The organism is Sulfitobacter sp. R18_1, from assembly GCF_017743915.1.
GTDB lineage: Bacteria > Pseudomonadota > Alphaproteobacteria > Rhodobacterales > Rhodobacteraceae > Sulfitobacter > Sulfitobacter faviae.
On record NZ_JAGHRG010000002.1, the window covers coordinates 292,490 to 315,209 of the forward strand.

Annotated in this window: 18 protein-coding genes; 9 read left to right on the forward strand and 9 right to left on the reverse strand. The window is 62.5% G+C overall.

Annotated features, from left to right (window positions below):
• Positions 1-83: 83 nt before the first annotated feature.
• Positions 84-1,265: an acetyl-CoA C-acyltransferase family protein gene (locus J7392_RS06655; RefSeq protein WP_209216838.1), complete on the forward strand. Its 1,182-nt coding sequence runs from the start codon at positions 84-86 to the stop codon at positions 1,263-1,265.
• Positions 1,266-1,293: 28 nt separating this feature from the next.
• On the opposite strand, the gene ubiB is transcribed toward J7392_RS06655, so the two are convergent.
• Together ubiB and ubiE are read right to left on the reverse strand one after the other, a co-directional pair.
• The gene (gene ubiB, locus J7392_RS06660; protein ID WP_209216839.1) at positions 1,294-2,826 is read right to left on the reverse strand and encodes a 2-polyprenylphenol 6-hydroxylase; all 1,533 of its coding nucleotides are present in this window, start codon (positions 2,824-2,826) and stop codon (positions 1,294-1,296) included.
• Complete coding sequence (gene ubiE, locus J7392_RS06665; RefSeq protein ID WP_209216841.1) at positions 2,826-3,578, reverse strand: bifunctional demethylmenaquinone methyltransferase/2-methoxy-6-polyprenyl-1,4-benzoquinol methylase UbiE; 753 nt, start codon at positions 3,576-3,578, stop codon at positions 2,826-2,828. The genes ubiB and ubiE overlap by 1 nt, the downstream gene beginning before the upstream one ends.
• A 100-nt stretch (positions 3,579-3,678) precedes the next feature.
• Here ubiE and mutM point away from each other — a divergent pair, with 100 nt between their 5' ends.
• The 8 genes from mutM to gyrB all read left to right on the forward strand — a co-directional run bounded on the left by mutM (position 3,679) and on the right by gyrB (position 13,240).
• Positions 3,679-4,530, forward strand: coding sequence for a bifunctional DNA-formamidopyrimidine glycosylase/DNA-(apurinic or apyrimidinic site) lyase (gene mutM / locus J7392_RS06670; RefSeq protein ID WP_209216843.1), 852 nt, complete (start codon positions 3,679-3,681; stop codon positions 4,528-4,530).
• A gap of 64 nt (positions 4,531-4,594) precedes the next feature.
• Positions 4,595-5,371 (forward strand): enoyl-CoA hydratase, encoded by a 777-nt coding sequence (locus tag J7392_RS06675; protein WP_209216845.1) that lies wholly within the window; start codon positions 4,595-4,597, stop codon positions 5,369-5,371.
• A 173-nt stretch (positions 5,372-5,544) separates the two neighbouring features.
• Positions 5,545-5,808, forward strand: coding sequence for a 30S ribosomal protein S20 (gene rpsT, locus J7392_RS06680; protein WP_067261164.1), 264 nt, complete (start codon positions 5,545-5,547; stop codon positions 5,806-5,808).
• 521 nt (positions 5,809-6,329) lie between these two features.
• Positions 6,330-7,691: a chromosomal replication initiator protein DnaA gene (gene dnaA, locus J7392_RS06685; RefSeq protein WP_209216848.1), complete on the forward strand. Its 1,362-nt coding sequence runs from the start codon at positions 6,330-6,332 to the stop codon at positions 7,689-7,691.
• A 162-nt stretch (positions 7,692-7,853) separates the two neighbouring features.
• Positions 7,854-8,972 (forward strand): DNA polymerase III subunit beta, encoded by a 1,119-nt coding sequence (dnaN, locus tag J7392_RS06690; protein WP_209216850.1) that lies wholly within the window; start codon positions 7,854-7,856, stop codon positions 8,970-8,972.
• Positions 8,973-9,031: 59 nt separating this feature from the next.
• Positions 9,032-10,129, forward strand: a complete 1,098-nt coding sequence (gene recF, locus J7392_RS06695) for a DNA replication/repair protein RecF (RefSeq protein ID WP_209216852.1) — start codon at positions 9,032-9,034, stop codon at positions 10,127-10,129.
• Complete coding sequence (locus J7392_RS06700) at positions 10,126-10,746, forward strand: LysE family translocator (protein ID WP_209216853.1); 621 nt, start codon at positions 10,126-10,128, stop codon at positions 10,744-10,746. Before recF ends, J7392_RS06700 begins: the two co-directional genes overlap by 4 nt.
• 79 nt (positions 10,747-10,825) lie before the next feature.
• A complete protein-coding gene (gyrB, locus tag J7392_RS06705; RefSeq protein ID WP_209216854.1) occupies positions 10,826-13,240 on the forward strand; it encodes a DNA topoisomerase (ATP-hydrolyzing) subunit B in 2,415 nt (804 codons plus the stop codon).
• Positions 13,241-13,349: 109 nt separating this feature from the next.
• On the opposite strand, the gene J7392_RS06710 is transcribed toward gyrB, so the two are convergent.
• The 7 genes from J7392_RS06710 to galU all read right to left on the reverse strand — a co-directional run bounded on the left by J7392_RS06710 (position 13,350) and on the right by galU (position 22,712).
• Positions 13,350-15,539 (reverse strand): NADP-dependent isocitrate dehydrogenase, encoded by a 2,190-nt coding sequence (locus J7392_RS06710; RefSeq protein ID WP_209216855.1) that lies wholly within the window; start codon positions 15,537-15,539, stop codon positions 13,350-13,352.
• 150 nt (positions 15,540-15,689) lie between these two features.
• Complete coding sequence (locus tag J7392_RS06715; protein WP_209216856.1) at positions 15,690-16,346, reverse strand: hypothetical protein; 657 nt, start codon at positions 16,344-16,346, stop codon at positions 15,690-15,692.
• Positions 16,347-16,430: 84 nt separating this feature from the next.
• Entirely contained in the window at positions 16,431-17,858 is a 1,428-nt protein-coding gene (locus J7392_RS06720) for a nodulation protein NodH (protein WP_209216857.1), read from the reverse strand.
• A gap of 3 nt (positions 17,859-17,861) precedes the next feature.
• On the reverse strand, positions 17,862-19,559 hold the full coding sequence (locus tag J7392_RS06725) for a beta-1,6-N-acetylglucosaminyltransferase (protein WP_209216858.1): 1,698 nt from the start codon (positions 19,557-19,559) through the stop codon (positions 17,862-17,864).
• Positions 19,556-20,542, reverse strand: a complete 987-nt coding sequence (locus tag J7392_RS06730) for a glycosyltransferase family 2 protein (protein WP_209216859.1) — start codon at positions 20,540-20,542, stop codon at positions 19,556-19,558. Before J7392_RS06730 ends, J7392_RS06725 begins: the two co-directional genes overlap by 4 nt.
• A gap of 68 nt (positions 20,543-20,610) precedes the next feature.
• Positions 20,611-21,813 carry a glycosyltransferase family 1 protein gene (locus tag J7392_RS06735; protein ID WP_209216860.1) on the reverse strand — a complete coding sequence of 401 codons (1,203 nt, stop codon included), beginning with the start codon at positions 21,811-21,813 and terminating at the stop codon, positions 20,611-20,613.
• A gap of 5 nt (positions 21,814-21,818) precedes the next feature.
• Positions 21,819-22,712 carry a UTP--glucose-1-phosphate uridylyltransferase GalU gene (galU, locus tag J7392_RS06740; RefSeq protein WP_209216861.1) on the reverse strand — a complete coding sequence of 298 codons (894 nt, stop codon included), beginning with the start codon at positions 22,710-22,712 and terminating at the stop codon, positions 21,819-21,821.
• Positions 22,713-22,720 lie beyond the last annotated feature (8 nt).

The following is a 22,720-nucleotide window of genomic DNA, read 5'->3' on the forward strand; positions in this document are numbered from 1 at the left end:
CAAGCTGTCGCATGACGGGACGTTTCTCCTGACTTTGCCGCGCCCGCCCCCCATAGTGCCGCCAACGCATAGAGGAGAGTTTCATGTCAGACGATATCGTCATTCTGGGCGGCGCCCGCACCGCCATCGGCACCTTCGGCGGCGCGCTTGCCGCCACACCGCCCACCAAGCTGGGCAGCACCGTTGCGGCGGCAGCAATGGCGCGCGCGGGCGTCGATCCGGCGCAGATCGGCCATGTCGTATTTGGCACCGTGATCAACACCGAGCCGCGCGACATGTACCTTAGCCGCGTCGCCGCGCGCGACGCGGGCGTGCCCGACGAGGTGCCGGCGATGAACGTGAACCGCCTTTGCGGCTCGGGCGTACAGGCGCTGGTCTCGGCCACCCAGAGCCTGATGCTGGGCGATGCGGATTTCGCTCTCGCCGGGGGTGCCGAAAGCATGTCACGCGCGCCCTATGTGCTGCCCGACGCCCGCTGGGGCCAGAAGATGGGCGATGCACGCAGCCTCGACATGCTGTTAGGCACGCTGAACTGCCCCTTCGGCACCGGCCATATGGGCGTGACGGCAGAGAACGTGGCGGATGAACACACGATCACCCGCGAGGAAATGGACGCCTTCGCCCTGCAAAGCCAGGAACGCGCAGCGGCGGCCATCGCGGCAGGGCATTTCAAGGACCAGATCGTGCCGGTCGACGTAAAGGTCAAGCGCGACATGGTGCCCTTCGACACCGACGAACACCCCAAGGCGACCACGGCAGAGGCGCTGGCCGGGCTGCGCCCCGTCTTCCAGAAAGACGGCCGCGTTACGGCGGGCAACGCCAGCGGCATCAACGACGGTGCGGCGGCGCTGGTGCTGGCCCGCGCGGAGGCCGCGAAATCCGCCGGGCTGACGCCCCGCGCCCGCATCCTCGGCTACGCCCATGCCGGGGTGCGCCCCGAGGTTATGGGCATCGGCCCGGTCCCTGCCGTGCGCCGTTTGCTGGAGCGCACGGGCCTGAAGGCCGATGACTTCGACGTGATAGAAAGCAACGAGGCTTTCGCGAGCCAAGCGCTGGCCGTGAGCAAGGAACTGGGCTTTGACCCGGCAAAGGTGAACCCCAACGGCGGGGCCATCGCGCTTGGTCACCCGGTCGGCGCGACGGGCGCGATCATCACCGTGAAGGCGCTGTATGAATTGGAGCGGATCGGCGGCAAGCGCGCGTTGATCACCATGTGCATCGGCGGCGGGCAAGGCATCGCCATGGCCATCGAACGTATCGCTTGAACCCGGGGGGGCCGCGCGGCCCCCTGCCCTAAAGCAGTGCGTCAATCAGGGCGATTGTGGTGGCCCCGGCCACGCCGGACATCACCGCAGTCGCCGCGATATAGCGCCAGAAACGCGGGCGGCGCTCGGGCTGCTCTTCGGTCTGACGGTTCAGCGCCTGCTCGACCAGCCCGGGCAGGCGCGGGCCGAAGCGGGCCATGACCATCGCCGTGTCGCGCAGATCAGAGACGATGGCCCGGGGACCGAGCGACTTGGTGATATAGTCGGTCACAATGGGGCTGGCGACTTCCCAGATGTTGATATGCGGGTTGAGCGAGCGGGCGACGCCCTCAACCACGACCATGGTGCGTTGCAGCAAGATCAACTCGGTTCGGGTTTCCATGCCGAAACGCTCGGTCACCTCGAACAGATAGGTCAGCAACCGCGCCATGGAGATGCGGGTGGCGTCCATGCCGAAAATCGGCTCGCCCACCGCACGCAGGGCGCGGGCGAATTCATCGACGTCCTTGTCGGCGGGGACATATCCCGCCTCGAAATGCACCTTGGCGACGCGCTGGTAATCGCGGCGGATGAAACCATAGAGAATCTCGGCGTAGACGCGGCGGGTATAGCTGTCGATATGACCCATGATGCCGAAGTCATAGGCGATGATATCGCCATTGGCCGCGACCTTGAGGTTGCCTTGGTGCATGTCGGCGTGGAAATAGCCGTCCCGCAGGGCGTGTTGCAAAAAGAGTTGCAGCACCCGTTCCGACAGCGCCACACGGTCGTGCCCCGCCGCATCCAGCGCGGCGTTGTCGCCCAGCGGCAGACCATCGGCCCAGCCCAGCGTCATCACGCGGCGGCCCGAATAATTCCATTTGATCTCAGGCAGTTGAAATCCGCTGTCATCTTTGGTGTTGGCGGCAAACTCCGACGCGGCAGAGCTTTCCAGCCGCAGGTCCAACTCCCCCCGCACAACGCCGTCGAAATGCTCGATCACCTCCATCGGGCGCAATCGGCGCGATCCGGGAGAGAAGATTTCGGCCATGCGGGCGGCAAGATAGAAAGCGTCGATGTCCTTGCGGAAGGCTTTTTCGATGCCGGGGCGCAGGACTTTGACGGCGACCTCTTCGCCGGTCTCGGCCAGCCGCGCGTGATGCACCTGCGCGATGGAGGCTGCGGCGACGGGTTCACTGAACTCGGAAAAGATCGCGCTGACCGGCTCGCCCAACTCTTGCTCGACCGCGCTGCGGGCAAGCGCCATGTCAAAGGGCGGCAACTTGTCTTGCAGCACGCGCAATTGAACCGCCAGATCGTCGCCCACCACGTCGGGCCGGGTCGACAGCACCTGACCGAATTTGATGTAGGCCGGGCCAAGCGCCGTCAGCGCGCGGGTGGCCGGTGGCATCGTCGGGTCGCCCTTGTAGCCCAGCCATTTGAACGGCAGGCCAAGCGCACGGGCCACGAAACGCAGCGGCGGGGAGGCATCGAAAGCATCCAGCACCACATTCATCGCCCCGGCGCGTTCCAAGGTCGCGCCCGTGCGGATCAACCGCCAGATGTTGTGCGGACCGCGCATCAGAGCTTCCAACCCGAATGCAGCGCCGCGATCCCCATCGACAGGTTGCGATACTTGGCCTGCCCAAAGCCTGACGCGCGCACCATCGACAGGAAGGTCTCTTGATCGGGGAAATTGCGGATCGATTCGACCAGATATTGATAGCTGTCGCGGTCGCCCGCGATGGCTTGGCCCATGCGCGGGATCACGTTGAAGCTGTAGAGGTCATAGGCTTTTTGCATCGCCGGGTTGGGCAGCTGGCTGAACTCCAGCACCATCAGACGGCCACCGGGGCGCAGCACGCGGTACGCCTCGTTCAGCGCCTCTTGGGGGCGGGTCACGTTTCGGATGCCGAAGCTGATTGTGTAGACGTCGAAGGTGTTGTCGGGGAACGGCAGCGCCATCGCGTCGCCCACGACCCAATCAAGGCTGCCGGTCAGCCTGTCCGCCTCGGCCCGCTGGCGGCCTTCGACCAGCATCGGCTCGGTCAGGTCGAGCACCGTGGCATGGCCGTGTCCGGCACGTTTGAGGAATTTGAAAGACACATCGCCGGTGCCCCCCGCCACATCGAGCAGTTTCTGCCCGGGGCGCGGGGCGAGCCAGTCCATCATCGCTTCTTTCCAGACGCGGTGGATCCCCATACTCATCACATCGTTCATGATGTCGTATTTGCTGGCGACGGAGTTGAACACACCCTGCACGCGCCCGGCCTTTTCATGTTCGGGCACGGTCTCGAAACCGAAATGGGTTGTTTTGTCAGCGTCCTGGGTCATCTGCTCTTGCGATCCTCTGGTTCTGTCCCTTGTTATAGGGTGCCGGGGGGCAGGGACAATGCGTGCCTTTTGTCACAGGCAAGCCAGAGGGGAAACCGAGATGCCGGAACTGCCAGAGGTCGAAACCGTCCGCCGGGGGCTGGCCCCCGCGATGGAGGGCCAAGTGATCGCCCGCGCCGAGGTGAACCGCCCCGACCTGCGCTGGCCCTTCCCCGAGCGGATGGCGGAGCGGCTGACCGGGCAGCGCGTCGGCCTGCTGCGGCGGCGGTCGAAATACATCCTCGCCGATCTGGCGAGCGGGGAATCGCTCTTGGTGCATCTGGGCATGTCCGGGCGAATGCTCGTTTCGGGCGACCCTCTGGGGCAATTTCAGCACAACCACCCCGCGCCCGAGAAACATGACCATGTCGTGTTGCATATGGGTAACGGTGCGCGGATCACCTTTAACGACCCACGCCGTTTCGGCGCGATGGATCTGATGCCCACCGCCGGGGCCGAAACGCATAAGCTGCTGGCCTCGCTCGGGCCGGAACCCTTGGGCAACGACTTTCACGAAGCGCATCTGGTCGCCGCGCTAAAAGGCCGCAACACGCCGATCAAATCGGCGCTGCTGGATCAACGGATCGTGGCGGGCTTGGGCAATATCTATGTCTGCGAAGCGCTTTACCGCGCGGGGATTCACCCGGCCCGCAAGGCCGGGCGCATCTCGGCCACGCGGGTCGCCGGGCTGGTGCCGATCATCCGCCAAGTGCTGGCCGATGCGATCACGGCGGGGGGATCGTCACTCAAGGATTTTCGGCAAGCGGATGGCGAATTGGGCTATTTCCAGCACAGTTTCGACGTCTATGGCCGCGAGGGCCAAGCCTGCCGCAGACCCGGCTGCGACGGGGCAATCGCGCGCATCGTGCAAAGCGGGCGCTCTTCCTTCTATTGCCCGCGTTGCCAAAGATAACTTGAAACATGGGGGTGCCGTGGTATGCACATTCCCCTGAGCGCAACAACAAAGAGCATTCTTGATGGCTTACGAAACGATCACCGTGGACGTGGACAACCATGTGGCCCTGATCACCCTGAACCGCCCGGATGCGCTGAACGCGCTCAACGAGGCGCTGCTGGGTGAACTCGCCAAGGCGCTGAAAGGCGCACAGGAAAACGACAAGGTCCGCTGCATCGTCATCACCGGCTCGGAAAAGGCATTCGCCGCCGGGGCCGATATCGCGATGATGCGCGAGAAAAGCTTTGTCGACGTCTTCATGGGGGATCTTTTCACGCCCGAAACCGATCAGATTCTGCGCGTGCGCAAGCCGATCATCGCCGCCGTGTCGGGCTATGCCCTCGGCGGGGGCTGCGAGTTGGCGATGATGTGCGACTTTATCATCTGCTCCGAAAGCGCCAAGTTCGGCCAGCCCGAGATCAACCTCGGCGTCGTGGCGGGCATCGGCGGCACCCAGCGTCTGACCCGTCTGGTGGGCAAGTCCAAAGCGATGGACATGAACCTCACGGGCCGCTTCATGGATGCCGAAGAGGCCGAACGCTCGGGCCTCGTGTCGCGCGTGGTGCCGGTGAAAAAGCTGATGGAAGAGGCGATGGGCGCCGCAGCCAAGATCGCCGAGAAATCCATGATCTCGGCCACCGTGGTCAAGGAATGCGTGAACCGCGCCTATGAGGTGCCGCTGAGCGAGGGCTTGCTGTTCGAACGCCGCATGTTCCATTCGCTGTTCAACACCGAAGACCAGAAAGAAGGCATGTCCGCCTTCCTCGAAAAGCGCGAAGCGCAATTCCGCGACAAATAAGCGTCGCCCCCGGCGCGGCTTGCATTGCCGCGCCCGCTGCCTTATAGGCGGCACCAATACATGCGCGTGCAGCCCGCTCTGGCTAGAATCACCTACCCCGAGGGGGTCCGGATTTCCGGTCGGGTTGGCGTCACGCATTGCTACGCAACATATGAACCCGAAGGCTGATACTCATGGCAAACACCCGTCAATCCGCAAAGCGCGCCCGTCAAAACGAAAAGCGTTTCGCGATCAACAAAGCGCGCCGTTCGCGCATCCGCACCTACCTGCGCAAGGTCGAAGAGGCGATCACCTCCGGTGATAAAGAAGCCGCAACCGCCGCTCTGAAAGCCGCCCAGCCCGAGCTGATGCGCGGCGTCACCAAAGGCGTTTTCCACAAGAATACCGCGTCGCGCAAAATGTCGCGCCTGTCCGCGCGGGTCAAAGCACTGGGCTAATTTGGCTTCATAGCCAAGCCCTTAGAAACACAAGAGGCGCCGCATTGCGGCGCCTTTTTTCGTGCGGGTGCAGCGAAAAAAACACGCCAGAGATTCTTTTCCGGCAATCTCTGAGTCAAGATGGAAGATATGTTGAAGCGAACCGGAAACACTTGCTACCAAAGGTCCAGCGATTCATTTCGCTTGGGGGGACAGGCCCTGAACACGGCGTCAGCCAACTGGCAGAATGCCAAATTCAGGGGGGTGCAAGTGACCGTTCACAGACGGTTCCGCGCACCATCGTGAATGCTGCTGCCAGCACGTTTACCCTGTCGATGAGAACACGAACGGTTCGTTCAGCGCCTCTTGCGCCGGTTTACGGCACAGCAGGCTCATGGGCAGGCCATTCTTTAAAAGTCCGAAGGACACAGGTCGGTCATCCGCGTGGGACCGGGTGGATGACCTGTTGCCGGGTGAAACAATATTAAGGGCCGGGATCCACTCGGCCTCTGTGCGAAGAGCAAAGCGGGACGTAAGGCACGATGACATTAGATCACTGGGGCGAGATCAAAGAGCGGCTTCTAAAGACCGTGGGGCAGAACAACTACACCACCTGGATTGAACCGCTTGTGCCCGGCGCCGTCGAGGACGGAATCGTGACACTCAAAGTGCCGACGAATTTCTTCGGCAACTACGTCAGCCAGAACTTCTCGGACCTGATTCTGCATGAGATCAACGCGACCGGCACCGATGCCACGCGTCTGAACTTTGCCCTGAATCAGCAGCCTACTCCTGCCGCCGAAAAGCCCGCCCCGGTTGCGCGTCAGACCTCGGCTGCCGTGAAACCCGCCGCCAACACCCAGCTGAGCACCGCCCCGCTTGACCCGCGCTTCAGCTTTGACAATTTCGTCGTCGGCAAGCCCAACGAACTGGCCCACGCCGCCGCCCGCCGTGTCGCCGAAGGCGGCCCGGTCACCTTCAACCCGCTGTTCCTCTATGGCGGCGTTGGCTTGGGTAAAACGCACCTCATGCACGCCATCGCGCGCGAATTGCACGCGCGTAAGCCTGAGATGAACGTGCTCTACCTCTCGGCTGAGCAGTTCATGTACCGTTTCGTGCAGGCGCTGCGCGACCGCAAGATGATGGACTTCAAAGAGATCTTCCGTTCGGTCGACGTGCTGATGGTCGATGACGTGCAGTTCATCGCGGGCAAAGATTCCACCCAAGAAGAGTTCTTTCACACGTTCAACGCGCTTGTGGACCAGCACAAACAGATCATCATCTCTGCCGACCGCGCACCGGGGGAGATCAAGGATCTCGAAGACCGCGTTAAATCGCGCCTGCAATGCGGGTTGATCGTCGACCTGCACCCCACGGACTACGAGTTGCGCCTCGGCATCCTGCAAAGCAAGGTCGACGTGCAGCGCAAGACCTACCCCGACCTCGAAGTCGCCGATGGCGTGTTGGAATTCCTCGCGCATCGCATCACCTCGAACGTCCGTGTCCTTGAGGGTGCGCTGACCCGTCTCTTCGCCTTCGCCTCGCTGGTCGGCCGCGAGATCGACATGGGGCTGACCCAAGATTGTCTGGCCGACGTGCTGCGCGCTTCGGAGCGCAAGATCTCGGTCGAGGAAATTCAGCGCAAGGTTTCCGACCACTACAACATCCGCCTGAGCGACATGATCGGCCCCAAGCGCCTGCGCAGCTACGCGCGCCCGCGGCAGGTGGCGATGTATCTGTGCAAGCAGATGACCAGCCGCTCCCTGCCCGAGATCGGCCGCCGCTTTGGCGGGCGCGACCATACCACCGTCATGCACGGGGTGCGCAGGATCGAAGAACTCAAGGTCTCGGACGGGCAGATCGCCGAGGATCTGGAACTGCTGCGCCGGGCGCTCGAATCCTAATCATAGCGGCCTGAGGGTTGTCCTCAGGACACGGTCAAACAGCGATCGGGGGCGCAGCTTGCGCCCCTCTTGCATTCACTTCAACAAAGCCACAAAAGTTCTTGTGTAAGCGTGGGAACCGGGTAGTTTGCCTCTCCCGGCAGTCGGTATGGGAGAAGGCATATGAAATTCAGCATCGAACGCGCGGCACTGCTCAAAGCCGTTTCGCAAGCCCAATCCGTGGTCGAGCGCCGCAACACCATTCCGATCCTCGCCAACGTGCTGATTGAGGCCGAGGGCAGCGATGTCTCCTTCCGCGCCACCGATCTGGATATCGAGGTGGTCGACAAGGTCGCAGCGCAAGTCGAACGCGCCGGTGCCACCACCGTTTCGGCCACGCTGTTGCATGAAATCGTGCGCAAGCTGCCCGACGGCGCGCTGATCAGCCTCACCGCCGACACCGCCGCTGGCCGCCTGACGGTCGAAGCGGGCCGCTCCAACTTCTCGCTGGCCACCCTGCCGCGCGAGGACTTCCCGGTCATGGCGTCGTCGGAATACGCCTCGAACTTCTCGGCCCCGGCCCCGGTGCTGCGCCGCCTGTTCGACAAGTCGAAATTCGCCATCTCCACCGAGGAGACGCGCTATTACCTCAACGGGGTCTATCTGCACGTGGCGGATGCCGAGGGCGGCAAGGCGCTGCGCTGCGTGGCGACCGACGGTCACCGTCTGGCACGCATCGACGCCGAGATGCCCGAGGGTGCGTCGGAGATGCCCGGCGTGATCGTCCCGCGCAAGACCGTGGGCGAGCTGCGCAAACTGCTCGACGATGACGAGATGGAAATCGCGGTGTCCGTGTCCGAGACCAAGATCCGTTTCGCCACCCCCGCCATCACCCTGACCTCGAAGGTCATCGACGGCACCTTCCCCGACTACACCCGCGTGATTCCGCAGGGGAACACCCGCAAGATGGAAGTTGACGCTGCCGATTTTGCCCGCGCGGTCGACCGCGTGGCGACCGTCTCCTCCGAGCGCTCCCGCGCCGTGAAACTGCAACTCGACGAAGACCGTCTGGTGCTGTCGGTCAACGCGCCGGACAGCGGTGCGGCGGAGGAAGAGCTGGCCGTGGCCTATGGCGACGAGCGGCTCGAAATCGGCTTCAACGCGAAATACCTGCTGGAGATCGCGAGCCAGGTGGACCGCGAAAACGCCGTCTTCCTGTTCAACTCCTCGGGCGATCCCACCCTGATGCGCGAAGGCACCGATACCTCTGCGGTCTATGTCGTCATGCCGATGCGCGTGTGACGCTGGCGGAAATTTTCACAATTTCCGCGCCGTTTTCTTTCCAAGAAAACGGGGTCTGAATGGCGCAGCTGTATCTCTCCAACCTCGGCCTCTCGCATTTCCGCTCGCACAAACGCGCGGTGATCGACGTCGACGCGCGTCCCGTGGCGCTTTACGGGCCGAATGGCGCGGGCAAGACCAATGTGATCGAGGCGATCTCGCTCCTGTCGCCCGGACGCGGGCTGCGGCGCAGCAGCGCGCAGGACATGGCGCGCCGCCCCGAGGCTCTGGGCTGGAAGATCACCGGGGTGCTGCACAGGCCGAGCGTGCTGCACGAGGTTGAGATATGGTCCGAAGGCGGCGCCGCCCGGCAGACCAAGATCGACGGCAAGGCCGCGGCCCAGACAGCGCTTGGGCGCATTGCCCGCGTGCTCTGGCTCATTCCCGCGATGGACCGGCTTTGGATCGAAGGCGCCGAAGGGCGGCGGCGGTTTCTCGACCGGGTGACCCTGTCGATGCTGCCCGATCACGCTGAACTGTCGCTGAGCTATGAAAAGGCCATGCGCGAGCGCAACCGCCTGCTGAAGGACATGGTGCGCGAGCCCGCGTGGTACGCTGCCCTCGAAGATCGCATGGCCGAGACCGGGGCGCAGATCCATGCTAACCGGCAACAGGCCCTCACGGCCCTCGCGAGCGCGCAGGAGGAGGCGCAGACCGCCTTCCCCATCGCCACGCTGATGCTGCAAAACGACATGCCCGAGAGTGCCGAGGGCCTGCGCCGGGCGCTGTCGGACAACCGGATGCGCGATGTTGCCGCCGGGCGCACGCTGATCGGCCCACACCGCGCCGATCTGGAGGGCACCTATGCCGCCAAGGGCATCGCCGCACGGGATTGCTCCACCGGGGAGCAGAAAGCGCTTCTGGTCTCGCTCATCCTCGCCAATGCCCGCGCCATCGCCGCCGATTTCGGCGCGCCGCCGATCCTGCTGCTGGACGAGGTGGCCGCGCATCTCGACGCGGGCCGACGGGCAGCGCTTTACGACGAGATCACGGCGCTCGGCGCGCAGGCCTGGATGACTGGCACGGGGCCGGAGCTTTTCGACAGCCTTGGGGACCGCGCGCAATACGTGGAAGTGACCGAGGATGACGGCCTGTCCCAGGTGGTGCGGCAGTCTTGACCCTCTCGCCCACCGAACTGCTGCTCTACTGCGGCGCTCTGCTGATCCTGTTTCTCACCCCCGGCCCGGTCTGGTTGGCGATGATGGCCCGGGCACTCTCGGGCGGTTTTCAAGCGGCGTGGCCGCTGGCGCTCGGCGTCGCGATCGGCGACATGCTCTGGCCGCTGGTGGCGATCTTGGGGATCACTTGGATCGTCTCGGCTTTCGACACGCTTATGGAGGTGCTGCGCTGGACCGCTGCACTGGTCTTTATCGCCATGGGGGTCGGTCTTATCCGACAGGCGGGTGCGAAGATCGACACCGACAGCCGCCTCACCCGCCCCGGCATGTGGCCCGGTTTCATCGCGGGGCTCATCGCGATCCTCGGCAATCCCAAGGCGGTGCTCTTCTACATGGGCGTGCTGCCCGGCTTCTTCGATCTGCGCGCGGTCACCGCCCCCGACATCGGGCTGATCCTCGCCGCTTCGGTCATCGTGCCGCTTGTCGGCAACCTCGTGATCGCCCTCCTAGTGGGCCATCTGCGCGGCTTTCTGACCGCTCCGCGCACCCTGCGACGGATCAATCTGATCTCCGGCGCGATGCTGGTTTTCGTGGGCCTGATCATCCCCTTGGCCTGACACAAAATCTTGTGTCATTCGCGTGACAATGCCGGTCGAAAACACTATAAATCGGGCAAACGATAAGGGTTTTTTCCGCATGTCCGACACTGATCTGACACCACAGGAATACGGTGCCGATTCCATCAAGGTTCTCAAAGGGTTGGAGGCCGTTCGCAAACGCCCCGGCATGTATATCGGGGACACCGATGACGGCTCGGGCCTGCACCATATGGTCTATGAGGTCGTGGACAACGGCATCGACGAGGCGCTGGCCGGTCATGCCGACGCGGTAACAGTCACAATCCACGAGGATTCCAGCGTCTCGGTCAGCGACAACGGGCGCGGGATTCCGGTGGGCATCCACGAAGAAGAAGGCGTTTCCGCGGCCGAGGTCATCATGACCCAGCTGCACGCGGGCGGGAAGTTCGACAGCAACTCCTACAAGGTCTCGGGCGGTCTGCACGGGGTCGGCGTCTCGGTCGTAAACGCGCTTTCGGACTGGCTGGAACTGCGCATTTGGCGCGAGGGCAAGGAACATATCGCGCGGTTTGAGGGTGGCTTCACCACCAAGCACCTCGAAGTCGTGGGCGAGACCGACCGCACCGGCACCGAGGTGCGCTTCATGGCCTCAACCGAGACATTCTCGAACATCGACTACAGCTTCGAGACGCTGGAAAAGCGCCTGCGCGAACTGGCCTTCCTGAACTCCGGCGTGCGCATCATCCTGAAGGACGAACGCCCCGTCGAGCCACTGCAGACCGAGCTTTACTACGAAGGCGGCGTGAAGGAATTCGTCAAATACCTCGACCGGCACAAACACGCGGTCATGGACGAGCCGATCTTCATCACCGGCGAGCGGGACGACATCGGCATTGAGGTCGCTATGTGGTGGAACGACAGCTACCACGAGACGGTGCTGCCCTTCACCAACAACATCCCGCAGCGCGACGGCGGCACCCATATGGCGGGCTTCCGCGGCGCGCTGACGCGCACCATCAACGCCTATGCCCAGACCAGCGGCATCGCCAAGAAAGAAAAGATCAGCTTCACCGGCGACGACGCCCGCGAGGGTCTGACCTGCGTGCTGTCGGTGAAAGTGCCCGATCCGAAGTTCTCGTCGCAGACCAAGGACAAGCTGGTTTCGTCGGAGGTGCGCCCGGCGGTCGAAGGGCTGATGAACGAGCGTCTCGCCGAATGGTTCGAGGAGAACCCCAACGAGGCCAAGCAGATCGTCGGCAAAATCGTGGAGGCCGCACAGGCCCGCGAGGCGGCCCGCAAGGCCCGCGAGTTGACCCGGCGCAAGACGGCGATGGACGTCAACTTCCTCGCCGGGAAGCTCAAGGATTGCTCGGAAAAAGACCCGGCCAAGACCGAAGTCTTCCTCGTCGAGGGGGACAGCGCGGGCGGCTCGGCCCAGACCGGGCGCGACCGGCAGACACAAGCGATCCTGCCGCTGAAGGGCAAGATCCTCAACGTGGAGCGCGCGCGTTTCGACCGGATGCTGGGCTCTCAGGAGATCGGCAACCTCGTCATGGCGCTCGGCACCGGGATCGGGCGCGACGAGTTCAACATCGACAAGCTGCGCTACCACAAGATCGTCATCATGACCGACGCCGACGTTGACGGCGCGCATATCCGGACGCTTTTGCTGACCTTCTTCTACCGCCAGATGCCCGAGCTTATCGAAAACGGCCATCTCTACATCGCGCAGCCGCCGCTCTACAAAGTGTCGCGCGGCAAGTCTGAGGTCTATCTCAAGGATGAGGCCGCGATGGAGGACTACCTGATCCAGCAGGGTGTCGACGGCGCCATGCTGCGCCAAGGCAACGGCGAAGAAATCACCGGCCAAGACCTCACCCGCGTGGTCGACATGGCGCGCCAGCTAAAACGCGTGCTGGAGGCTTTCCCGACCCACTACCCGCGCCACATCCTCGAACAGGCCGCCATCGCCGGGGCCTTCGTCGAGGGCGCGGTGGACAGCGACCTGCAGGGCGTGGCCGACAAGGTCGCCGACCGTTTGAACCTGATCGCGTTGGAATACGAACGCGGCTGGCAGGGGCGCATCACCCAAGACCACGGCATCCGCCTTGCCCGCATCCTGCGCGGCGTGGAAGAAGTGCGCACCCTCGACGGCCGCATGCTGCGCTCAGGCGAGGCGAAGAAATCCGGCAGCTTCACCCAGCACCTGCAGGAGGTCTACGACCAACCCGCCAAGCTGATCCGCAAGGACCGCAGCCAGATGATCTATGGCCCCATGGACCTGCTCAACGCGATCCTTGCCGAGGGCGAGAAAGGCCTGTCGCTGCAACGCTACAAGGGTCTGGGCGAGATGAACCCCGACCAGCTGTGGGAAACCACTCTCGACCCCGACGCGCGCACGCTGCTGCAGGTCCGTGTGGAGGATATGGCGGAGGCCGACGATCTCTTCACCAAGCTGATGGGCGACGTGGTGGAGCCGCGGCGCGAGTTCATCCAGCAGAACGCGCTGAGCGTGGAGAATTTGGATTTTTGAGGGGGTTGTAGGCGCCCGCAAAGCGCCAGCGCCGCTGCCAGGTCTTAAAACGATAATCCGCCGCGCCGCTTAACCAGCGACGCGGCGGATTTTTTTTATATCAGGCGAGTTACCCGATGATGCCGTTCAGCGTCTCGGAGGGGCGCATCACGCGGGCGGTTTTCTCCGCGTCGGTATGGTAGTAGCCGCCCAGATCGACAGCCGTGCCTTGGGCTGCTGCGAGCTCGGACAGGATGTCGGCTTCCTTGGCAGCCAGTTCCTTGGCGATGGGCGCGAACTCTGCGGCGAGGTCCGCGTCATCGCTCTGCGCGGCGACGGCTTCGGCCCAGTAGCGCGCGAACCAATAGTGGCTGTCACGGTTGTCGGGCTCACCTACCTTGCGCGAAGGGGAACGACCGTGGTCGAGGATACCCTGCGTCGCGGTTTCCACGGCATCGCCCAGCACGCGCGCCTTGTCGTTGCCGCGGGCATCGGCGAGGAACATCAGGCTTTCACCAAGCGCGCAAAACTCGCCAAGGCTATCCCACCGCAGGTGATTTTCCTCAACCAACTGCTGCACGTGTTTGGGGGCCGAACCGCCCGCGCCGGTCTCGAACAAACCGCCGCCGTTCATCAGCTTCACGATCGACAGCATTTTGGCAGAGGTCGCCAGTTCCAAGATCGGGAAGAGGTCGGTCAGGTAGTCGCGCAGCACGTTGCCGGTGATCGCGATGGTGTTCTCGCCCTTGGTGATGGTCTCAAGCGAGGCGCGGGTGGCTTCGCGGGGGGCCATGATCTCGAACTTGTCGGCCACGCCCTGTGCCTCAAGGATGGGCTTCACATAGGAGATCAGCTCGGCGTCATGGGCGCGATTTGCGTCCAGCCAGAAGATCGCGCGGCAGCCCTCAGCCTTTTGGCGCGAGATGGCAAGGTTCACCCAATCCTCAATCGGCGCTTTGCGTGCGGAGGAAGAGCGCCAGATATCACCGGCGTCGACCTTGTGCTGGTGCAGCACAGTGCCATCGTCGAGGATCATCTTGACGGTGCCCGCCTCGGCCAGTTCAAACGTGGTGGGGTGAGAGCCGTATTCCTCGGCCTTTTGCGCCATCAGGCCGATGTTCTGCACCGTACCTGCGGTTGCCGGATCAAGCTTGCCGTTCTCTTTGAAGAAGTTGATCGCCTCGTCGTAAACCGGCGCATAGGAGTTATCGGGGATCACGCAGTTGGCGTCGTGTTCCTTGCCGTCCGGGCCCCAGCCTTTGCCGCCAGCGCGGATCAGCGCGGGCATCGAGGCGTCGATGATCACATCGGAGGACACATGCAGGTTGGTGATGCCCTTGTCGGAATCGACCATATACATCGGCGGACGGTCGTCCATGCAGGCGTCGATGTCGGCCATGATCTCCGTCTCGCCCTTCACGCGCTCCAGCAGGTCACCAAGGCCGGAGTTGGGGTTCACACCCAGATCTTTGAGCTTTGCGCCATGCTTTTCAAAAACCGGCGCAAGGTAGGCTTTGACCGCGTGACCAAAGAGGATCGGGTCGGAGACCTTCATCATAGTGGCCTTGAGGTGCAGCGAGAAGAGAATGCCGTCTTCTTTGGTCTTCTCGATCTGGGTGTTGAGGAAGTCCTTCAGCGCGGCCGCGCTCATGAAGGTCGCGTCGACCACGGTGCCGGCGGGATACTCAAGCCCCTCTTTCAGCACCTTTTCCCCGTCCGCGGTTTCCAGCACGATCTTGGCGCCAGTCGCGGCGTCGAGCGTGGCCGAAACCTCGTTGGAGAAGAAATCATTGCCCGACATGGAGGAGACATGCGTCTTGCTGTCGGCGGCCCAGTCCCCCATGCGGTGCGGGTTGGACTGGGCAAAGCTCTTGACGGCTTTGGCCGCGCGGCGGTCGGAGTTGCCTTCGCGCAGGACCGGGTTCACGGCGGAGCCTTTGATGCCGTCATATTTGGCGCGCACGGCTTTTTCTTCGTCTGTGCTTGGCTCTTCGGGGTAGTCGGGCAGCGCGTAGCCTTGGGCCTGAAGCTCTTTGATCGCGGCGACCAGCTGCGGCACGGAGGCAGAGATGTTCGGCAGTTTGATGACATTCGCCTCGGGCGTCTTCACCAGACGGCCCAGTTCGGCCAGATCGTCCGACTGGCGCTGTTCTTCGCTCAGATGCTCAGGGAAGGTCGCGAGAATACGGCCCGCGAGGCTGATGTCTTTCGTGCCCACGCTCACACCGGCGGCTTCGGCGAACTTTTTGATGATCGGCAACAGCGAGGCAGAGGCCAGCTCCGGCGCTTCGTCAACTTTGGTGTAGATGATATCGGACATGATTGCTCCAAATTGCTGCATTTGCTGCCCTGATAGCGGAAGAGACGGCGAAGGTCGACGGTATACCGCAGTATGCGGTGGCGTCGTTTCAGGAAAAAGCGGATTTCAGCCTTTTGGACGGGTCACCTAGCGCAACCCGCGCGCTGCCGCCTAGCGGGCCACGCTGCGCAGTTGCAGAATCTGCATCCCAATCGCCATGGCCGGGCCGATCCCCACCGCGAAAAGCAGCGTGCCAAGGCCCAGGGTGCCGCCCAAGGCCCAGCCGATGGCGACGACGGACAATTCGATGCTCATTCGGACCAGCGCGATGGGTTTGCCGGTGACCCGTTGCAGCCCCGTCATCAACCCGTCCCGTGGTCCGGGGCCAAGGTTTGCCACAAGATAGATCGCACCGCCAAAACCGGTCACAAAGACGCCGGTCAGCGCCAGCATGACATTCGCCAGATAGCTGTCGAAGTGGGGCAGGATCGGCAGCGCGTATTCCAGCACCAGCGCCACGATCACCGCGTTCAGAATGGTGCCGATACCGGGCGTCTGCATCAGCGGGATCCAGAGCAAAAGAACCACGGCGCTGATCAGGAAGGTGGCAAAGCCAAGGCTCCACCCCGTGATGCGGGTCACCCCTTCGGCGAAGACGGTCCAAGGGCTGACGCCGACACCCGCCGTGACCAAAAGCGCCTCGCCCAAGCCAAACATCACCAGTCCCAGAACCAGAAACACCATTGAGGCCAATGGCGGTCTGAGCGTGAAGGCTTTCGGCGAACTCCACCGCAGCCGGGGAACAGAGGTGACAGACAGGAAACTCACGGCGCGACCTTTGGCGGGATGCTCAAGATGCCCTGTTGTTCCAGTTTACGTCAGAACCGGCAAGGTCAATCTAGCCTGCGCCCCTCACCGCCAGCGGGAAAAGCCGAAGGTCATATAATCCTTCTGATAGGCTTCCGCCGTCAGGGCCTCGATCTCATCGTCATAGATATCGCCGAGCGTGAAGGGCCCGGGCTCCACCATCTGGGGCACGGCGGGAACGGTGGCATGGCCTTGGCCCGCAGCCAAAGCGGGGAGTTCGCTGGCCAACTCCTCTTCGCGAATGATGCGGTCGGGCAGGCAGAACGCCCCGAAACCCGCGATGGCTTGGGCCTGAGAACACCATGCCGCATCCACCCGGATTGAGGTTTGCCCGGCCAGATTGCCTTTGAGGAACTTCAGGAAAGCGACAAAGGCTGCGCGATGCGCCTCGCGGTCATATTCGGCGTCGGGGCCATCCTTGGGCAGCGGCACCTTGTAGCGCCGCATCAGCGTGTTGCGCAGCTGGCGGTAACTGCCCTCCCCCGTGGTCAGGATATGGCGGCAAAAGGCGTCATGCGCGCGCAGGGCGGGATGGCGCAGCACGGTAAAGCCGCGATGCCCCCGCATTTTGCGTTTCCACTGCCGCAGCTCTTTTTGCGACATCTTATCGCGCAGCGCCTCACGCGGGACGCCATCGAGGGCGGCCAGCCAGTCCAACACCTGATCCTGCGGGCCGGATTTGATCGGCAGATAGATCAAGCCGCTGGTCGCCGCCGCCACATAAGAGGGCACGTTCGGCCCGCGCCGTGGCTCGAAATTGGGGGTGCGGGTCAGATCGAAACGATCGAGCCGCGCCAGCGCCTCCCGCATCTCGTCATAGTTGCTGACCTTGGCCGATATCGGGCTGGGGTTCTGTTTCTTAAGGTTCTTGTCCAGCCCCTCCAACTGCTCGTCCACGCCAAGATAGCGCGCAAGCCCGTTCATCACCTCAACGCTTTGCAGGTCTTCGTAAGCCACATAAAATGCCGTCTGGCCGGAGGTTTGCAAACGGTTCAGCAGCGTGATCTGGAACTGCTGGAGGGCATCCAAATGGGCGCTGAACTCATCTGCATCGAAAACGGCCTGCGCCACCTTCTGCGCCTTCATATCGGTCAGTTTCCACTGCCCCGTGGCCTGGGCGATCTTCCAACTGACATAGCTGTCGACCGGGTTGCGCGTGAGCACGATCTTGGCGCAGCGCTGATCCTCGACGATCTCATCGAAGACCCGCGGATCGTGGTCGTGGAAATAGCGGAAACCGCCCAAAGCATCCTGCTGTCCCCGGATCGCCGCCAGCAGCTTTGTGGGGTTTTCGTCCCGCGTGGCCTGATCAACGCCAAGGATGGGCTCGCTTTTGGGATAGCCCATGAAGAAAGGGTTAAACGCCTCCCCATGACAGGCGATCCCGGCAAAGGCGTTCAGGTTCGCCTCTAGGAAGTTGGACCCGGTCCGCATCTCGGCGAAGACCACGAAACTGTCGAATTTGTCGCGCATGGGTTATTTCACCAGATAGGGTTTGGGGGAAGGTTTGGCATCGGCGCTGCCCCCTTGGGCGACCGAAAAATCGCCGACCAAATAGGGGTGCATGCCTTGGTTCTTGAGGTTCTGGAGGAACTGGCCGAAGCCGTTCAGATCAACCATGCGCGGCGCCTCTGACAGGCGGCGCAGACGGGGGCGGCCAATTTCGTCAAGGATATCTTGCAAAGGCTCCATCGGCGCTTCGATGAAATCGGCCATGGTCCAGACCCGCACACGCGCCTTGGTATAGGGCGAATTCAGCACATCCAAATGCGTGCTTTCCGTCTTTTGCAGCTTGGCGGCCAGACGGCGGATATCTGCGAAATCGAGGTTCGAGCGGAACAGCGGCACCGCCCAAGCGCCAGTGATCACCGAAATATGCGCATTAGGGTCTTTGGCGACGCGCCAATTGATGTCTTGGTTGTCCATCGGGCCGAACTGAAAACACTGACGTTCGCCACGGGTGTTCCAGATCAGGTTGGTCAAAAACGCGCTGGCATTGTGATCGCGCAGCACCGGATTGTCCGACAAGGCACCGTTCAGCGCGGTCTGCCCGCCCGCGAAATGAACCCGGTCGGGCGCAAAGAGATGCCCATGCACGCGCCCCCCGCTGGCACGGCTGAGCCAATGTTCGAAATCCTCAAAAATCTCGGCAAAGCCCTGAAACACCGAATAGGGCGCGGCGGTGACGCCATTCTCCCAATCCTCGTTGGGAAAACGGCTTTGCATATAAAGCCCGGCGCGGCCCCGGGTGCGCCGCTCCACCGCCTTGGCAAAGATGCGGTCGATCTTGCCGGGGTTCGGCTCAGTCTTTTTCATCGCACCGGCAGGGTCGGTCAGAAAGGCCTCATAGAGCCTGTCGGCATGAGGCCAAATCTTGCGTGCTACGAAACAATCAGAGCGGCGCAGAAGCTGGAGGTGATCGTCGTAAAAGATATGCGGCTTGCCCTGAAAATCGAACTTAGACAGGGTCAGCGACCGGCTTTCGATCTTGCTGGAATAGAGCCGTGCAAGGGTCTGGAAATAGCTTTCGTCCGGGATCCAAACATGGCGAAAGAATTTGTCATAGGTCGGCCGGTCGGGGTCTTGCAGGATTGCCGACAGGGTGCGCCGGGTCAGGCACCACCATTGCGAGCCCATATGCGGCACGATCCCGCGTGGCATCCGGCGTTTCAACCGCAGCAGGCGCTGCACCTCGACCGCGCGGTCGAACAGATAGCGATTGCGCCGCCATGAAAAGGGGAAGCGCAGGGTAAACCGCTCTGCATCCAGCCCGCCCACGGTCCAAGGCACATCTGCCGTGGTGGCGCTTTCGATGAAATCGGTCTGGGGACGATCCTCAAGATAGTCGATCAACTCCTGCACCGGGCGCAGCGGCAGGCAAGAGCCGGAGGCCAGATAGACATGGCGCACCTCGGGAAAGCGCGAGAGCATCAATTCCGCCGCGCCCTGAGAGGCGGCAACGATCCCCCAAGTGCCCCATTCGCAGCGTTTGCGCGGGCTAAAGCAGACATCCTTGAGATCCGACAGCGCCGCCACGAAGGCATCATGCGCCCGCCGGGGCACCGCCTTGTCGATATGGATCACCACCGGACAGCCCGCTGCCGCCCAATGCCGCGCAACCTGCTCGGCCCGGTCAAAAGCGTTGTGCACCAACATGACGATCCCGACGCTCATGCCCAGTTCCCCTTGGACATGAGGCCAAGGATCTCAAGCTGTCGCCAATTGATGTAGCGTTCCGACCATTTGCACCAAAGCTGCGGGTCGTCCTTCAGCTGTGCGGCATAGGCTTTGTATTCGACAGAAGCCGCGTAATGCTCGCTACGCTGCAACTCCTCCGCCGCCTTGGCCCCGAAGGTGTCGAGGAACTTGGCGTGCAACAGGACGCCCGAGGCTTTCTCTCCGCCCCATTCGTCATAGACCTGATTAAGCCCGCGCGGCAGCAGCATATGGGTCGAGCTGACATAGGCATAGCGCCGATCCCATTTGACCAGTGGCACCTTGTTCAGCGCGGGCGCCTTGGCAGGCGCGTCAGGAAAGAACACCCGCGCCCGTGGACCGCCCTGTATCCAAAGATTCCCAAACCGCCGATTGCGCGAAATGGTGTAGTTGCCACTGTCGAACCATGCGGCGATCTCAATCGGATTTTGCTCCGCCTGATAGGGCTCCTCGTCAAGCCGCCCCTTGGGATACATATCCAGCAGCATCGCCGAAAAGCTCTTGATCGAAGAGGCATCGAGCCAATCGGTCAGCGCCCGCAGGGGGCGCGTGTCACAAAAGGGGTAGACCAAAAACTCATCCGGATCGACCGTCAGCGCCCAATGGCCATGGGCGTATTTCATCTGCAACCAGTTCAGCCAATCCACCCCAAAGCGAGAGCGTTTGTAGCTGGCCTTGGCGCTCCAGACCGAGACATCGGGTTGCTTGGCCAGATAGTCGAGCGCACCATCGTCGCTGTCATTATCGACAAAGAAGAAATGCCCGACGCCCATCTCGCGGTAGTATTTCAGGAAATAGGGCAGCCGGATCGCTTCGTTACGCTGCGTGCAGAACAGCAGAATATCGTCAGCTTTGATCTGCGCGGTCCGGTTCGCCACAGAGGTTAACTCGCGCCGCTTGCGGAAGGCGCGGATGCGCCAGCGCTTGCGTTGCAGCCGCAACCGATATGACTGTATTAAGCCCAAACCGCCCCTTACCTATCGCGTCTGACCGCCCTTCTACCGCGCTATCACGCCGACTTTAACACGGTCATGAAGTGTTCGGCCCATGTTGGCGCGATAAAAGTCGTCGCTGGGCGCGGGTCTGGCACAGATGCGGCCCATTCTTCGATTGTTCTAATCCATGAATAGGGTTCGCTCAGGGGCGCGTAAACGGCTTTGTCGCCCAAGACCTCATGCAAGACCGGCAAATCGTTGCATAAAACACGCGCTCCAAGGCTCAGCGCCTCTGCCGGGGGCAAGCCAAACCCCTCTGCATGGCTGGGGAAGAGCATCCCCGCTGCCCCCTGCACCAAGGCCGCCAATCCTGTGTCACTAAGGTTCGCCAGCTCTTGCACGGGGCCGTTCTCCGGCAGACGGTCGAGCCGGCCGAAAACCGCGCTATTGTTCCACCCCCGCGCCCCGCAGATCAGCAAAAGCGGCGCATCGGGCCCCATCTTTTGCCACAGGTCCAGCAAAAACCCGTGATTCTTGCGCGGCTCGATCGTGCCGACAACGACGAAATAGGGACGCTCTGGCGGAAGCCCCACAGGCAGCTCGCCAGCATCGGGCGCGGGCAAATCAACGCCCAGATGCGCGACGACGGCAGGCGGTACCCGCCCGCGCATCTGCGCCTCGCTGCGCTGCCGCGTGTCTTGCGAGTTGTAAATCACCAGATCGGCCTGCGCGCTCACCCGGTCGATCTTGGCCCGAAACGGCGCAACGGAGCCGGGGCGTTGGTAGGCGGGATATTCCAATGGGATCACGTCATGGATGAGAATGGCATTTCGCCCCCGCGCCTGTTTCACGGCGCCCAGAACCCGATCCGTCAGATTGCTGTGCCCGACATTCAGATAGGCAAATCCCGGCGGCAGATGCCGGGCGAGCATCGCGGGCAACCCGGCCGGAACGCAGCGCGCGGCCGCCAAACGCCGCAAGTCGCTCTCTGCCCGGCTCAGCGCCACGGCACGCCCCCGCGGCAGGCGCGAAAGCAGATCCGCCCGCCCCCAAGGAACGCGGCCCGCAAGCCGATCCTGAAAGCCCTGCATCCCATCGCGGTCCAGCAGGACATAGCCCAAAGCGGTGCGCGCCACTCCAAAAAGCGGCGCGTCCTCTGTCAAAAGATGTGAGAGATAGGCCAGTTCGACCCGATCCACCCCCGTCGCGCCCCGCCCAACCCGACGCAAACTGCGCGTCAGGTCCAACAGCCGCGCGGGGGGGGATTGCTTCTGCAAAGGCCCTACTGCGCCGCGCGGTCGACTTGCGAGATGCTTTGCAGATAGGCCGAAAGATCGTCGCGCAATTCTTCACGGGCAAGGCCGAATGCCACGGTCGCTTGCAAAAAGCCCGCTTTAGAGCCGCAATCGAACCGCTGACCGCGGAAACGGAAGCCATAGACATCGCGGTCTTGCTCGATCTCTTGCGCGATCGCATCGGTCAATTGAATTTCACCGCCCGAGCCGGATTTCAGCTTGTTCAGGTTCTTCAAAACGGTCGGCGCCAGAATATAGCGCCCGATCACCGCGAGGTTCGATGGTGCTTCGTCGACGGCAGGCTTCTCAACCATGCCATTGACCTTCACACGATCACCGCGTTCTTCACTGGTATCGAGAATGCCGTAAGAGGATGTGCGGGAAGGCTCCACCTCCATCGCGGCGACCATGCTGCCGCCGGTTTCCTCATAGGCCTCTACCATCTGTTGTAGACAAGGTTTTTCTGCCGCGATCACGTCATCCGGCAGCATAACGGCAAAGGGCTCATTGCCGATCAAACGGCGCGCGCACCAGACTGCATGGCCCAAGCCCAGCGCCTTGTGCTGGCGAATATAGGCGATTGCGCCACTGTCCATATTGGTGCTTTGCAGTGTCTCCAAAAGCTCGGTCTTGCCCTTTTTACGCAACTCCTGCTCAAGCTGCGGCGCGTGATCGAAGTAATCCTCCAGCGCGCCTTTTCCGCGCGAGGTCACGAAGATGAACTCTTTGATCCCGGCGGCGCGCGCCTCATCGATTGCATATTGAACCAAGGGCCGGTCGACGAGGGTCATAATCTCTTTCGGCACCGATTTGGTGGCGGGCAGAAAGCGTGTCCCCATGCCTGCAACGGGGAAAATCGCTTTTGTAACCTTCTTGCGCATTTTAATCC

Excerpts from the sequence above, each read along its gene's own strand:
- J7392_RS06720 (WP_209216857.1), bottom strand. The coding sequence starts at position 17,858 with ATGCGCGACAAATTCGACAGTTTCGTGGTCTTCGCCGAGATGCGGACC.
- dnaA (WP_209216848.1), top strand. The coding sequence starts at position 6,330 with ATGACATTAGATCACTGGGGCGAGATCAAAGAGCGGCTTCTAAAGACC.
- dnaN (WP_209216850.1), top strand. The coding sequence starts at position 7,854 with ATGAAATTCAGCATCGAACGCGCGGCACTGCTCAAAGCCGTTTCGCAA.
- J7392_RS06675 (WP_209216845.1), top strand. The coding sequence starts at position 4,595 with ATGGCTTACGAAACGATCACCGTGGACGTGGACAACCATGTGGCCCTG.
- mutM (WP_209216843.1), top strand. The coding sequence starts at position 3,679 with ATGCCGGAACTGCCAGAGGTCGAAACCGTCCGCCGGGGGCTGGCCCCC.
- gyrB (WP_209216854.1), top strand. The coding sequence starts at position 10,826 with ATGTCCGACACTGATCTGACACCACAGGAATACGGTGCCGATTCCATC.
- J7392_RS06655 (WP_209216838.1), top strand. The coding sequence starts at position 84 with ATGTCAGACGATATCGTCATTCTGGGCGGCGCCCGCACCGCCATCGGC.
- galU (WP_209216861.1), bottom strand. The coding sequence starts at position 22,712 with ATGCGCAAGAAGGTTACAAAAGCGATTTTCCCCGTTGCAGGCATGGGG.
- ubiE (WP_209216841.1), bottom strand. The coding sequence starts at position 3,578 with ATGACCCAGGACGCTGACAAAACAACCCATTTCGGTTTCGAGACCGTG.
- ubiB (WP_209216839.1), bottom strand. The coding sequence starts at position 2,826 with ATGCGCGGTCCGCACAACATCTGGCGGTTGATCCGCACGGGCGCGACC.
- J7392_RS06710 (WP_209216855.1), bottom strand. The coding sequence starts at position 15,539 with ATGTCCGATATCATCTACACCAAAGTTGACGAAGCGCCGGAGCTGGCC.
- rpsT (WP_067261164.1), top strand. The coding sequence starts at position 5,545 with ATGGCAAACACCCGTCAATCCGCAAAGCGCGCCCGTCAAAACGAAAAG.
- recF (WP_209216852.1), top strand. The coding sequence starts at position 9,032 with ATGGCGCAGCTGTATCTCTCCAACCTCGGCCTCTCGCATTTCCGCTCG.
- J7392_RS06725 (WP_209216858.1), bottom strand. The coding sequence starts at position 19,559 with ATGAGCGTCGGGATCGTCATGTTGGTGCACAACGCTTTTGACCGGGCC.